This window comes from Roseateles sp. FW305-36, assembly GCF_058787015.1.
This window is the reverse complement of the sequence record NZ_JBYSZK010000003.1, coordinates 1-14,209: the sequence shown is the minus strand read 5'-3', so window position 1 is coordinate 14,209 and position 14,209 is coordinate 1. Positions and strand designations below refer to the sequence as shown.

Below are 14,209 nucleotides of genomic sequence, written 5' to 3'. Positions count from 1 at the left end.
AGCTGAAGGTCCTGACCTTCTCCACGCTCTTTCCCAGCAGCGTGCGGCCGAGCCACGGCATCTTCGTGGAGACGCGGCTGCGCGAGCTGATGAAGAGCGGCCAGGTCGAGTCGCGCGTCGTCGCGCCCGTGCCGTGGTTCCCGTCGACGAATCCGCGCTGGGGCGACTACGCCAAGTTCGCCGCCACGCCGGCGCGTGAGCAGCGCAATGGGCTGGACGTGTTGCATCCGCGCTATCTGCTTGCCCCAAAGGTCGGCATGACCTCGGCGCCGCTGACGCTGGCCCTGGGCGCACGCGCCGCGGTGCGCAAGCTTATAGCCGAGGGCTTCGATTTCGACCTCATCGACGCCCACTACTACTACCCGGACGGCGTCGCCGCCGCCCTGTTGTCCAAGTGGTTCAACAAGCCGCTGACCATCACGGCCCGCGGCACCGACCTGAACCTGATCCCGGAGTACCCGCTGCCCAAGCGGATGATCGAATGGGCTGCCAACCGCGCGTCGGGCTCCATCGGCGTCTGTGCGGCACTGATGGACGTGCTGCGCGGCTGGGGGCATGACTCCGCCAAGCTGAACACGCTGCGCAACGGTGTCGACCTGGAGCGCTTCCGTCCGCTGCCTCAGGACCAGATGCGCGTCGAGCTGGGCGTGGCGGGCGAACCGCTGCTGCTGTCGGTGGGCCACCTGATCGAGCGCAAGGGCCATCACGTGGCCATCGAAGCCCTGGCCGAACTCGTCAAGCATCGCCCCGGTGCCCGCCTCGTCGTCATCGGCGAGGGGGAGGAGAGGGCGGCGTTGACGGCCCTGGCTGCCCGCCTGGGCGTGAGCGACAAGGTGAGGCTGACCGGCTCCCTGCCCAATACCGAGCTGCTGAAGTGGTACAGCGCCGCCGACGTGCTGCTGCTGTGCTCCAGCCGCGAAGGCTGGGCCAATGTGCTGCTGGAGTCCATGGCCTGCGGCACGCCGGTCGTCGCCACCGACATCTGGGGCACGCCCGAGGTGGTGGGGCGCCCCGAGGCCGGTCGCCTGGTCGCCAAGCGCGACGGCGCTTCGTTCGCAACGGCTGTTGCCGAATTGCTGAGTGCCGGCGTGGACCGTTCCGCCACCCGCCGCTATGCCGAAGGCTTCAGCTGGCAGGCGACAACTGACGGCCAGCTGGCGCTGTTCCGGTCCATCACGGGAGCCGCGCCCCATGCGTGACCTCACCCTGCTCGCCATCCTGGTCTGGATCATCATCCAGGCCTTCCGCCGGCCCTGGATCGGCATCCTGGGGTGGACCTGGATGAGCATCATGAACCCGCACCAGCTCACCTGGGCGCTGCGGACCATGCCCTTTGCCGCCGCCATCGGCGGGGCGACGCTGATCGGCCTCTTCATCACCAAGGACCGGCGCGACTACTCGCTGAACCGCGAGAACGTCACCTTGATGCTCTTCATGCTGTGGATGTGCATCACGCTGCCGTTCTCGCTGCTGCTGGACGAGAGCTTCGAGCTGTGGAAGCGGGTCATGAAGATCGACCTGATGATCCTCGTCACCATCGTGCTGCTGCACAGCAAGCGCCACATGATGCTGCTGACCTGGGTGCTGGTCATCTCCATCGGCTTCTTCGGCGTCAAGGGCGGCGCGTTCACGGTGCTGACCGGCGGCAGCTACAAGGTCTGGGGGCCGGAGAACACCTATATCGAGGGCAACAACGAGATTGCGCTGGCCATCGTCATCGTCATTCCCTTGATGCGTTTCCTGCAGATGCAGATGACGGCCAAATGGGCCAAGACCACGATGACCATCTGCATGGTGCTGATGGCGATGGCGGCCCTGGGCAGCCATTCCCGTGGCGCGCTGCTGGCCATTGCCGCGATGGCCCTGGTGCTGTGGTGGCGGAGCAAGAACAAGCTGGTGGGGGCCATCGGCATGGTGGTCGTCGCGGTGGCCCTGCTGTCGCTGATGCCTGCGGAATGGTGGGAGCGCATGAACACCATCAAGACCTACCAGCAGGACGAGTCGGCCATGGGCCGCATCAATGCCTGGGGTATGGCCTGGAACCTGGCGAAGTCCAACTTCTTCGGCGGTGGCTTCATGATCTGGACGGGCGTCATCTTCCAGATTTACGGTCCTGATCCCAACGACGTGCACGCGGCGCACAGCATCTATTTCATGGTGCTGGGCGAGCAGGGCTTTGTCGGCCTCTTCCTGTTCCTGACGCTGTTCACCATGGTCTGGTTCACGGCCGGCAATCTGCGGGTCAAGGCGCGCGGCAAGCCCGAGACGCAGTGGCTGTCCGACCTCGGCGGCATGTTGCAGGTCAGCTTGGCCGGTTATGCCGTGGGTGGCGCCTTCCTGAGCCTGAGCTATTGGGACCTGCCCTACAACATCCTGGTCCTGGCCGTCGTCGGCCAGCGCTGGCTGCAGCGCAAGGAATGGCTGCGCGAGAAGGAGGAGCCGGTCATTTACTGGCCCGAGTTCCTGAAGAAGCGTTTCCAGAAGAAGAAAAGCATCCCGCTGCCATGACACCGCTGCTGCAACTGCTGTCCCCGGCCGGCGCGCGCGCGCGGCTGAACGTGCTGATCTTTCACCGCGTGCTGCGCGAGCCCGACCCGCTCTTCCCCGATGAGGTGGACGCGGCGCGCTTCGACGAGATGCTGGGCTGGGTGAAGTCCTGGTTCCAGGTGCTGCCTCTGGACGAGGCGGCCCGCCGCCTGCAGGAGGGCAGCCTGCCGGCCCGCGCCGCGGCCCTGAGCTTCGACGATGGCTATGCCGACAACCATGACGTCGCGCTGCCCCTGCTGCAAAAGCATGGCCTGCCCTGCAGCTTCTTCGTCGCCACCGGCTTCCTGGACGGTGGCCGCATGTGGAACGACACGCTGATCGAGTCCGTGCGGCTGAGCGCCAAGCCCCTGCTGGACCTGCGTGGCCTGCAGGACGGCCGCGGCGAGGATCTCGGCCAGCACGCCCTGGGCGACACGGCCAGCCGTCGCGCGGCCCTGGGCAAGCTCATCGAGCGCGTGAAATACCTGCCGCCCGAGCCTCGCGTGGCCTGCGTCAATGCCATCGCTGGACGCGCCGAAGTGCGCCCGCCCGACGACCTGATGATGAGCAGCGAGCAGGTGAGGGCGCTGCGCCGCGCCGGCATGCAGATCGGCGCGCACACGGTCAGCCATCCCATCCTGGCCACGCTGGACGCCAGGCAGGCGGCCGACGAGATGGGCCGCAGCCGCGACACGCTGCAGGCGCTGCTGGGCGAGAAGGTCGGCGTGTTCGCCTATCCCAACGGCAAGCCGGGCACCGACTATCTGCCCGAGGTGCATCCCGCCATCGCCCGCGAGCTGGGCTTCGACGCCGCCGTCTCCACCCGCTGGGCCGCGGCCCGGCGCGGCGACGACATCTTCCAGATCCCGCGCTTCACGCCCTGGGACCGCGGCCGCCTGAAGTTCGGCCTGCGCCTGGCGCGCAATCTGTCCAACTGATGCGCCGGGTTCTCGTTCTCGCTTTTCTGTTTCCGCCGATCGCCAACTCGGGCACGCGGCGCAGCCTGAGCTTCGTCAACAACCTGCCCGACTGCGGCTGGGAGCCGCTGGTGGTGGCGCTGGAGCCCGATGGCGCCTCGAGCGTGGAGCCCGAGATGCTGGCCGAATTGCGGCCTGGCACCCGCGTCGAGCGCGTGCCGTTGCGTTCGCGCGCGCTGGCCCGGCGCTTGGCGGGCTGGCTACCCGGTGGCCTGCGCGAGCGCGCCGTCGAAGGCCTGGCCTGGCGGCTGCGCGCTCGCGAGAATCTGCCCGACAAGGCGGCCGGCTGGCTCCAGCCCGCCGTCGAGCGGGCCATGCAGTTGCATCAGCGCGAGGGTTTCGACGTCATCTACGCCAGCGGCTGGCCCTGGACGGCCTTCCTCGCCGCCCGCGAGCTGTCGCGCCGCACCGGCAAGCCCTATGTGCTGGACTACCGCGACCAGTGGACGCCCAGCGGCGACATGGCCTGGGAGCAGGCCACGCCGGAGCAGTTGCGCGACAACCCGGCGCTGGAACGCATGGCCGCCCAGGACGCGGCGGCCGTCATCACGGTCACGCACGCCCTGGTGGAGAGCGTGGGCCGCGACTGCGGCCGCGACGACCTGCACCTCATCACCAATGGCTTCGAGCCCGCTGACTTCGCGGGCGAGGTCGAGCTGCCCGCCGATGGGCTGTTCCGCATCGCCTACACGGGTGTCTGGCGGCCCGGCTACGGCCTGCAGGACCTCTACGCCGCCATCGCGCTGTTGAAGGCCCAGGGCGCACCCGAGCTGGCGCGGCTGCGCGTGCAGGCGGCCGGCTTCAAGCCCGGCGCGGCGGCTGAGGCCGGCGTGACCGAGTGGGTCCGCGAGCTGGGCCCCGTACCCCATGGCCAGGCCGTCACGCTGATGAAGCAGGCCGACCTGCTTTATCTGCCGGTGCCCAGCGGCTACTACGCCATCGCCTCGCTGCCCGGCAAGCTCTTCGAATACCTGGCCTGCGGCCGCACCATCCTGGCCGTCGTGCCCGAGGCCAGCGAGGTCGCCCGGGTGCTGGAGGAGACCGGTGGCGGACTGCGCGTCGAACCAGGCGACGTGGCCGGCCTGGCCCGGACCCTGCTGACGTGGCTGCGAGGGCAAGGCTGCGTCGAGCCGGCACGGGACATCGAGCGCTACAGCCGCGCCTCCACGACGCGCCGCCTGGGCCAGGTGCTGGACGCCGCCGCCGATGGCCGCCAACTGGAGCCCCTGAAATGAGCGGCGTGCGCAGCGCGCTGCTGTTCTCCTTCGCGGAGCGGTATGCGCTGATCTTCATCAATCTGGTCAGCAACCTGCTGATCGCGCGGCTGCTGACGCCCGACCAGATCGGCGTCTATTCGGTGACGCTGGCCGTCATCAGCATCGCCCAGGTGCTGCGCGACTTCGGCGTGGCCAGCTACCTGATCCAGGAGAAGGACCTGACCGACGAGCACATCCGCACGGCGCTGGGTGTCACCTTGATCATCGGTATCGGCCTGGGCCTGGTCGTCTTGGGCGCAGCGCCCTGGGTGGCCGACTTCTACCGCGAGCCGCGCATGCGCGACCTGCTGTGGCTGGCCTCGCTGAACTTCCTGTTGTTGCCCTTCTCGACGATCTCGCTGGCCCTGCTGCGCCGCCGCCTGGCTTTCAAGCCGCTGGCCGTCGTGAACCTGATGGCGACGCTCGCCGGTGCGCTCACCAGCGTCGGCCTGTCCTGGGCCGGCTTCGGCCCGGTCGGCCTCGTGGCCGGCACGCTGGTCGTGAGCGCCACCACCGGCTTTGCTGCCTGGTGGGCCCAGGGCGAGCGGCGCCTGCTGAGACCCGGCCTGTCGCAATGGCGCAGTCTGTTCAAGTTCGGTGCCCAGAGTTCGCTGGTGGGCGTCGTCACCTCGGTATCCATGGACATCAACGACCTGGCCGTGGGCAAGCTGATGGGCTTCACGCCCGTCGCCTTGATCAGCCGCGCCCAGGGCCTGATGAATCTCTTCCATCGCGACCTGATGGGCGCCGTGCGCAATGTGGCCTATCCCGCCTATGCCAAGGCGGTGCGCGAACAGCAGCCCATGGAGCCGCTGTACATCTCCAGCGTTACCTATGTCTGCGTGGTGGCCTGGCCCTTCTACGGTTTCGTGGCGCTGTACGGCTTGGAGACCCTGAGGCTGCTGTTCGGGCCGCAGTGGGATGCGGCGGCGCCGCTGGTCCCCATCTTCTGCCTCGCGGGTGCGCTGGCCGCGGCGATCAGCCTGATCGGCAATCTGATGGTGGCCATGGGACGCATGGACCTGCTGACCCGGATGGAGGTGGTCTTCCAGCCGGGCCGCGCGGTCCTCATCGTCGCGGCAGCGGCCTACTGGCGGGAGCCCTGGGCCTGCGCAGCCGGCCTGGTGGCGGCCAATCTGCTGCAGCTGCCGCTGGTCTATGCGGTGAAGGGCAGGTTCCTGCCCAACGACTGGCGGGTGCTGCGTGGCCAGCTTTCGCGCAGCGGGGCCGTGGCCCTGCTGTCCCTGGCCCTGCCGGCGCTGCTGCTGTGGCTGCACCCGCGCGAGCCCGGCCAGACCCTGCCCATCCCCTGGTTCGTGCTGGCCATCCTCAGCTGCTGCGTGTCGTGGCTGCTGGCGCTGGCCTGGTGCCGCCATCCGCTGGCCGCCGATCCAGCATTTGCAAGACTGACGCGCTTCTGGCGGCGATCTGCCGACAATGCCGCCTAAACCGACACAGACAATCTACAGGTGAACCGCATGCAACAGCCCCGTCCTCCCGTCACCGGCCGCCTGGTCCGCTTTGCGCTGATCGGCTGCGGCCGCATCGCGCAGAACCACATCGAGGCGATCAAGAAGCACGCCGAGCGCGCCGAACTCGTGGCGGTGTGCGATACCGATGCCACCGCGCTGCAGGCCGCCGTCGCCAAGACCGGCGCGCGCGGCTTCGCGTCGCTGACCGAGTTGCTGGCCGCGAAGGGCGAACTGCGCATCGACTGCGTCGTGCTGACGACGCCCAGCGGCCTGCATCCCCGCCAGGCCATCGAGGTCGCCGCCGCCGGCATCGACGTGATGACCGAGAAGCCCATGGCCACGCGCTGGCAGGACGGTCTGGCCATGGTCAAGGCCTGTGACGACGCCGGCGTGCGCCTCTTCGTCGTCAAGCAGAACCGCCGCAACCCGACGCTGCAGCTGCTCAAGCGCGCCGTTGCCGAGGGCCGCTTCGGTCGCCTCTACAACATCGCCGTCAACGTCTTCTGGACGCGCCCGCAGAGCTATTACGACAGCGCCGAATGGCGCGGCACCTGGGAGTTCGACGGCGGCGCCTTCATGAACCAGGCCAGCCACTACGTCGACCTGCTGGACTGGATCTGCGGCCCGGTCGAAAGCGTCATGGCCTACACCGGCACGCTGGCCCGCAACATCGAGGTCGAGGACAGCGGCGTGGCGGCGCTGAAGTGGCGCAACGGTGCCATGGGCACGGTCAACGTCAGCATGCTGACCTATCCCAAGAACCTGGAAGGCTCCATCACCCTGCTGGGCGAGAAGGGCTCGGTGCGCGTCGGCGGCCTGGCCGTCAACGAGATCCAGCACTGGGAGTTCGAGGCGCCGCACGACATGGACGACCTCATCAAGGACGCCAGCTACCAGACCACCTCGGTCTATGGCTTTGGCCATCCGCTGTACTACGACAACGTCATCAAGACGCTGCGCGGCGAGGCCCATCCCGAGACCGACGGCCGCGAGGGCCTGAAGTCGCTGGAGCTGCTGATCGCCCTTTACATGAGCGCCCGCGACGGCAAGCGCATCAACCTGCCGCTGGCCTACTGATCATGGCGACGACCATCCACGCCTCGGCCATCGTCGACGAAGGCGCTCAGCTCGGCGCGGATTGCCGCGTCTGGCATTTCGTGCATATCAGCGCCGGCGCCCGCATCGGCGCCAAGTGTTCCTTCGGCCAGAACGTCTTCGTCGGCAACGACGTCAGCATCGGCAACAACGTCAAGATCCAGAACAACGTCTCCGTCTATGACGCCGTGACGCTGGAGGACGACGTGTTCTGCGGCCCCAGCATGGTATTCACCAATGTCTACAACCCGCGCTCGGCCGTCACGCGCAAGGACGAGTACCGCCGCACCCTGGTGAAGCAGGGCGCCACGCTGGGTGCCAATTCAACAATAGTCTGCGGCACGACGGTGGGCCGCTACGCCTTCATCGGCGCCGGCGCCGTCATCAACCGCGACGTGCCCGACTTCGCGCTGATGGTGGGAGTGCCCGCCAAGCAGATCGGCTGGATGAGCCGTTTCGGCGAGCGCCTTGAACTGCCCGTCGCCAGCGAACAGCCCGTCGACGCCACCTGCCCCCACACCGGCGACCGCTACCGTCTGAGCGGCAATCGCCTGGAGATCATCTGATGGACTTCATCGACCTCAAGAGCCAGTACGCGGCCCTGCGCGACAACATCAACGCCCGCATCCAGAAGGTGCTGGACCACGGCCAGTACATCCTCGGCCCGGAGGTCAAGGAGATGGAAGCGGCGCTGACCGCCTACACCGGCTCCAGGCACTGCATCAGCGTCGCCAGCGGCACCGAGGCCCTGCTGATCTGCCTGATGGCCCTGGACCTGGAGCCGGGTGACGAAGTCATCACCAGCCCCTTCACGTTCGCCGCCACGGCCGAGATGATCGTGCTGGCCGGTGGTGTGCCGGTGTTCGTCGACATCCAGCCGGACACGGCCAACATCGACCCGACCCTGATCGAGGCCGCCATCACGCCCAGGACCAAGGCCATCATGCCGGTCAGCCTGTATGGCCAGGTGGCGGACATGGACGCCATCAACGCCATTGCCGCAAAGCATGGCCTGGCCGTCATCGAAGACGCCGCCCAGAGCTTCGGCGCCAGCTATCAAGCCAGGAAGAGCTGCAACACCTCCACCTTCGGCTGCACCAGCTTCTTCCCCAGCAAGCCGCTCGGCTGCTATGGCGACGGCGGCGCCATCTTCACCAATGACGACAAGCTGGCCCAGGCCTGCCGCGAGATCCGCACCCACGGCCAGAGCCAGCGCTATCTGCACACGCGCATCGGCGTCGGCGGCCGCATGGACACGCTGCAATGCGCCGTCGTGCTGGGCAAGCTGGACCGCTTCGAGTGGGAAGTGCGCCGCCGCCTGGAGCTGGGCGATGCCTACCGCGCCAAGCTGAGCGCCGCCATCCCGGGCCTGCAACTGCTGGCCGTGCGGCCGGACCGGGACTGCGTCTGGGCGCAATACACCGTCTTCGTCGACAACCGCGAGGCCGTGCAGGCCAAGCTCAAGGAGGCCGGCGTCCCGACCGCCGTGCACTACCCGCGCCCGCTGCACCACCAGCCCGCCTATGCCAAATACGGCAAGCCCGAGGACTGCCCGCACAGCGTCGCCGCGGCGGCTCGCGTCATGAGCCTGCCCATGAGCGCCGACCTCACCGAGGAGCAGCAGGACCAGGTCGTCGCCGCGCTCGCCCAAGCGCTGGCCTGACCCCCGCGTGAAGTTCCGGCCCGACATCGAGGGACTGCGGGCCCTGGCGATCATGCCGGTCGTGGTCTTCCACGCCTGGCCGTCGCTGCTGCCCGGCGGCTTCGTCGGTGTCGACGTCTTCTTCGTCATCTCGGGCTATCTGATCACGAAGCTGCTGCTGCAGCGCTTGTCGACAGGCAGCTACAGCATCGGCGCCTTCTATGCCGCGCGCATCCGGCGCATCTTCCCGGCGCTGTTCGCGATGCTCGCCCTGGTCGCGCCGGCCTGTCTGCTGTTGCTGGAGCCGGCCGCCCTGCGCGAGTTCGCGCGGCTGCTGGGAGCCACGGGCCTGTTCGCCTCCAACATCGAGCTCTACCGCACCACCGGCTACTTCGAAGGCGCGGCCGAGCTGAAGCCGCTGCTGCACACCTGGTCGCTGGCGGTGGAGGAGCAGTACTACATCCTCTTCCCGCCGCTGCTGGCGCTGCTGTGGCGCTTCGCGCCGCGCCGCATCGGCATAGCCCTGCTGCTGGTGGGTCTGGCCTCGCTGGCCTGGTGCCTCAGGCTGATGCCCTACGACCCCGAATGGGCCTTCTTCGCTGCACCGGCGCGCACTTTCGAGCTGATGATCGGCTCCGGCCTGGCCTGGTGGATGAGCCGCGAGCCTGAAGCTCCCGCACGGCCGGCTTGGCTCGATCAGGCGGTGGGCGGGGCGGCCCTGGCCGCCCTCGTGGCCGCGCTGCTGCTGATGCGCGCCGACCATGCCTTCCCCGGGCCTGCGGCGCTCTGGCCCTGCCTGGCGACGGCGACGCTGATCTGGGTGGGCGACTCGCGCCGGGCGCTGGCAACGCGCTGGCTGTCGGTCGCACCGCTGCGCTGGATTGGCGCGCATTCCTTTTCCCTCTATCTGTGGCACTGGCCGGTGCTGGTGCTGACCCGCCACCTTGTGCTGGACCAGCCCACGCCCGTGCAGGCGGCCCTGGCTGTCGTGCTGTCCGTGCTGCTGGCCTGGGCCTCGCTGCGCTGGGTGGAAGCGCCGGTGCGCCAGTCCAGGCTGGCCCAGCCCGTCATGCTGATGGCGGGCGCTTCGACCATCGTGACCAGCCTGGCGACGGCCTGGACCCTGACCGCAGCCGCAGACCACCGCGCCGCGCAGCCAGGGCGGGATGCGGTGTTGCGCGCTGGCGCCTCCGACTTCAGCGCCGACCGCAAGCGCTGCCATTCCAGCGGCAATCGCTGGCTGGACTACGACGCCCGCTGCCTGTTCGGGCCCGGGACCGCCGGCAAGACCCTGGCCGTCTGGGGCGACAGCCATGGCGTGGAGATCGCCCGCGCGCTCGGTGACCAGGCCACGGACCGCCGCATCGCCGAGCTGACCGGCTCCAGCTGCCCGCCGGCGCTGGACTACACGCCCCCGGGCCGCCCGCGCTGTGCCGAGGTCAACCGCGGCTTCGTCGAGCGCCTGAGCCAGGACGCCAGCGTCGACACGGTGCTGCTGGTGGCGCGCTACGAGTTCTATCTGAACGCCAGGGGCGCTGCGGCCTTCGAAGCCGGCCTGGCCAGCAGCGTGAAACGGCTGCACGAAGCCGGCAAGCAGGTGCTGCTGCTGGACCCGGTGCCGACCTATCGCTATCCCGTTCCTGCGGCGCTTGCCCTGCGCTGGCGACGCGGAGACGAGCCGGCCGCGCAGGGCCAGATGGCGGCCGACTACCGCATCCGGCAGGCCGAGTCGCTGGCCCTGCTGCAGCGGCTGACCGCTGATGGGCAAGCCGAACGTGTCGAGCTGGGCCCGTTGCTGTGCGGTGGCCCGCGTTGTCAGGTGTTGGAGGGAGATGCCAGCCTGTACTTCGACGACAACCACCTCAGCATGAGGGGCGCCGCAAAGGTCGCCCCCGCCGTGCTGCGGTTGCTGGAGGTCAAGACGACCGCAACTGCGGCTGGGCCCGGTCTCCTCCGGTGACTGCGTGCCGGCGAAGGGATCGCCAGGCCGGCTGCTGTCGCGAACCGGGCCTCAGCGCAACGCGAGATCACGGGGTTTCAAGCTGCGAAATGTACAGGTAGCGTCCGTGTGTAAGCGGGTCACCTCATGGCGAGGGTGTTTCATGTCCCGCGCACCACAAAAAAAGCTCCCGTGAACTTGCGCTTCATGGTGAGGCACTGACGTTTTTCCTAGATATCTTGGCTGAGGCTCCCATGCGTGTCTTTCATCACCGGCTGCTCGCGGTATTGCTCGGTGCTTGCATCAGTTCGGCGGGCCTTGCGACCAACGACGCGCGCGCTGCGGAATTCATTGCGACATGGCGTCAGATCTCGACGACCAACGCGCCGCAATGGCGCGAGTGGAGCGCCATGACATGGTCGGACTCGCTCAATCAGGCGGTTTTGTGGGGTGGGGCCGGCGGCGGAAGCTACCTCAACGATGTCTGGACTTTTGATCCTGCGGCCAAGTCATGGACGATGCTTCAGCAGAGCAACAGTTGCGCGGGCATGACTTCGTTCGATCGACCCAATGGCTCGGACGAAAGTGGCGTGGTATTTGATCCCATCAACAACTATTTCTGGCTTTGGAATGGTGGGAGTGGATACCGGTGTGGCAGCCAGCAGGTTTATACGCGCTCTGCGGGTGCAGGTTCGACGGGTACGACGGTGGTAGATGCCACGTTGCCGGCCACGACGAATGACTACTACAAGGATTGGCTCGTGCAGAAGGGCGGCAGCGCTACTGCCACGGTCCTCTCCTACGACGCGGCCCTCAAGACGCTGGTGTTGGACCGCGATATCGGGATCACCGCCGGTGCGGCCTATACCGTCTACGCGGACTTCGGAAACGGCGCCTGGTCATACTCCCTGAGTACTGGGCAGTACACCAAGCTGATGGCGCGTCACTGGGGCTATACCGGATTGGAACCCACCGATCACAAAAGCACGGGGTTCGCCGGTGACGGTGCCAATGCCTATATGTTCGGAGGGGCCAGCAACGATAACGCACTGTATAAGCTGGATTTCTCGACCAAACAGTTCACGCTTGCAATTCCTGCGGGTCAAGGCACTTCGCCTGAACCTCGCGGCCAGATCGAGAATCAGTTTGTCTATGACGCCTTCAGTCGTCAATTCGTGCTGTTTGGAGGGGTGTGTTACGACCGGCAGTCGGTGCGCTGCATCAACAGCACCTATTTGAACGACACGTGGCTGTACGACCCTGCAACCAATAGTTGGACGGAAGTCACCGGAGCGGTTGGCCCGAGCGCACGCAGCTACGGGCAGATGTATTTCGACTCGAAGAACGGAGTCGTCGTCTTGTTCGGTGGCGTTTCGCCTACCGGTGCGGCATTGGACGATCTTTGGACTTTCGACACGAGGACCCTCTTGTGGACCGAGGTGCGCGTGCCGGCCACAAACCCGGGGAACGTGTCTCTTGGGCTGACGACTTTCGCACCTTCCACGGGGTGCGGCTACTCGGTGTACGGCCATTCCAGGGGCTCGGCGATGTTCGGCATCTGGGAGCTTTGCCTGCAGCCGAACACGCCCCCCGTGGCAGTCATCACCGGGCCCGGCAATTTGTCGGCCGGCGTGTTTGCGACGTTCTCCGCTTCGGCGAGTACGGATGCTGAAGCCAACATCAAAAGCTATGCTTGGGATTTTGGTGACGGCACGTCCGCGGTGGGGGTTTCAGCCAAGAAGGTTTATGCAAACCCGGGAACTTACACGGTCCAGTTGACGGTGACCGACTCCCTGGGGGCGATATCGACTGTGACCCAGCAGGTTGTGGTTTCGGCAGGGACATTTTCACCACCGACGGCGAATTTCTCTGTTCAGCCGAGTGCTGGAGTCGCAGGTGTGGCGACGCAGTTCACGGATGCTTCCAGCGCTGCACCCAATGCCTCCATCGTGTCCTATGCCTGGGATTTCGGTGATGGCACGACCGGTACTGGCGCCAGTGTCGCAAAGACCTACCAGTACATCGGCAAGTACACCGTCACCTTGACGGTGACGGATAATCACGGATTGAGTTCCGTCAAGACCGCGCCGTTTACGGTTGGCGTGCCTCCGGGTATCCCCACGAATGTGGCATTGGCCGCCAACGGTGGCATTGCGACTGCCTCCAGTGTGTATGACACCCGTTATCCGGTTGAATCCATCAATAACGGCGACAGAAAAGGCTTGAATTGGGGCGCCGGCGGGGGGTGGAATGATGCTACGCCCAGCGTCTACCCTGACTGGGTTCAGATTGATTTCAACGGCGCCCAGACTATTGGCGAAATTGACGTATTCACCTTGCAGGACAATCGCGACGCGCCGGCGGTGCCTACGCTGGGGTTGACCTTTGCTACATACGGCATCACCCAGTTCGAAGTCCAATATTGGGATGGCGGCGGATGGGTAGACGTGGACGGCGGCAGCGTCACCGGAAATGACAAGGTGTGGCGGCAATTTGTATTTGCGCCGGTAAGCACGACCAGTATTCGAGTTCTGGTAACCGGTGCGCTGAACAACTTCTCGCGCATCGTCGAGGTGGAGGCGTGGACGCCGGGAGGCGTGGGCAACCAGGCGCCGGTGGCCAGCATCAGCGGCCCGACGAGCGGACAGGTGGGTGCGAGCCTGAGCTTCTCCGGCGCGGGCAGTACCGATGCCGAGGGTCCCATCGCCAGCTATGCGTGGACGTTCGGCGACGGCACGAGCGCAACCGGGGTCTCGGCCGCAAAGACCTACGGCGCGGCGGGCAGCTACACGGTGACCTTGACGGTGACCGATGCCGGAGGCCTGACCAACAGCAAGACGCAGACGGTGGTGATCACGGCGGCGGCCAACCAGGCGCCGGTGGCTGCCATCAGCGGCCCGACGAGCGGGCAGGTGGGCGCGAGCCTGAGTTTCTCGGGTGCGGGCAGTACTGACGCGGAAGGCCCCATCGCCAGCTATGCGTGGACCTTTGGTGACGGCACCAGCGCAACCGGGGTGTCGGCCACAAAGACCTACGGCGCGGCGGGCAGCTACACGGTGACCTTGACGGTGACCGATGCGGGAGGGCTGACCAACAGCAAGACGCAGACCGTGGTGATCACGGCGGCCAACCAGGCGCCGGTGGCCGCCATCAGCGGCCCGACCAGCGGGCAGGTGGGCGCGAGCCTGAGCTTCTCCGGCGCCGGGAGCACGGATGCCGAGGGTGCCATCGCCAGCTATGCGTGGACCTTTGGCGACGGCACGAGCGCCAGCGGGGTGTCGGCCACAAAGACCTACGGCGCG

10 protein-coding genes are annotated in these 14,209 nt (G+C 67.0%); all 10 read left to right on the top strand.

The features are described from left to right. The first annotated feature begins 2 nt into the window (after window positions 1-2). Window positions 3-1,199 (top strand): glycosyltransferase family 4 protein, encoded by a 1,197-nt coding sequence (locus AC3WOE_RS06755; protein ID WP_492689733.1) that lies wholly within the window; start codon window positions 3-5, stop codon window positions 1,197-1,199. Continuing rightward, entirely contained in the window at window positions 1,192-2,508 is a 1,317-nt protein-coding gene (locus AC3WOE_RS06750; protein WP_492689229.1) for a putative O-glycosylation ligase, exosortase A system-associated, read from the top strand. Before AC3WOE_RS06755 ends, AC3WOE_RS06750 begins: the two co-directional genes overlap by 8 nt. Next, window positions 2,505-3,464, top strand: a complete 960-nt coding sequence (locus AC3WOE_RS06745; RefSeq protein WP_492689227.1) for a polysaccharide deacetylase family protein — start codon at window positions 2,505-2,507, stop codon at window positions 3,462-3,464. Before AC3WOE_RS06750 ends, AC3WOE_RS06745 begins: the two co-directional genes overlap by 4 nt. Further along, window positions 3,464-4,738: a glycosyltransferase gene (locus AC3WOE_RS06740; RefSeq protein ID WP_492689226.1), complete on the top strand. Its 1,275-nt coding sequence runs from the start codon at window positions 3,464-3,466 to the stop codon at window positions 4,736-4,738. Before AC3WOE_RS06745 ends, AC3WOE_RS06740 begins: the two co-directional genes overlap by 1 nt. Beyond that, window positions 4,735-6,207, top strand: coding sequence for a lipopolysaccharide biosynthesis protein (locus AC3WOE_RS06735; protein WP_492689225.1), 1,473 nt, complete (start codon window positions 4,735-4,737; stop codon window positions 6,205-6,207). Before AC3WOE_RS06740 ends, AC3WOE_RS06735 begins: the two co-directional genes overlap by 4 nt. Window positions 6,208-6,237: 30 nt before the next feature. After that, the gene (locus AC3WOE_RS06730) at window positions 6,238-7,308 is read left to right on the top strand and encodes a Gfo/Idh/MocA family protein (protein ID WP_492689223.1); all 1,071 of its coding nucleotides are present in this window, start codon (window positions 6,238-6,240) and stop codon (window positions 7,306-7,308) included. A 2-nt stretch (window positions 7,309-7,310) separates the two neighbouring features. Further along, a complete protein-coding gene (locus AC3WOE_RS06725; RefSeq protein ID WP_492689222.1) occupies window positions 7,311-7,892 on the top strand; it encodes an acyltransferase in 582 nt (193 codons plus the stop codon). Next, window positions 7,892-8,989, top strand: a complete 1,098-nt coding sequence (locus tag AC3WOE_RS06720) for a DegT/DnrJ/EryC1/StrS family aminotransferase (protein WP_492689220.1) — start codon at window positions 7,892-7,894, stop codon at window positions 8,987-8,989. Before AC3WOE_RS06725 ends, AC3WOE_RS06720 begins: the two co-directional genes overlap by 1 nt. Window positions 8,990-8,996: 7 nt before the next feature. After that, complete coding sequence (locus tag AC3WOE_RS06715; protein ID WP_492689219.1) at window positions 8,997-10,928, top strand: acyltransferase family protein; 1,932 nt, start codon at window positions 8,997-8,999, stop codon at window positions 10,926-10,928. 233 nt (window positions 10,929-11,161) lie between these two features. Next, a partial coding sequence (locus AC3WOE_RS06710; RefSeq protein ID WP_492689217.1) for a PKD domain-containing protein occupies window positions 11,162-14,209 on the top strand: 3,048 nt, incomplete at its 3' end.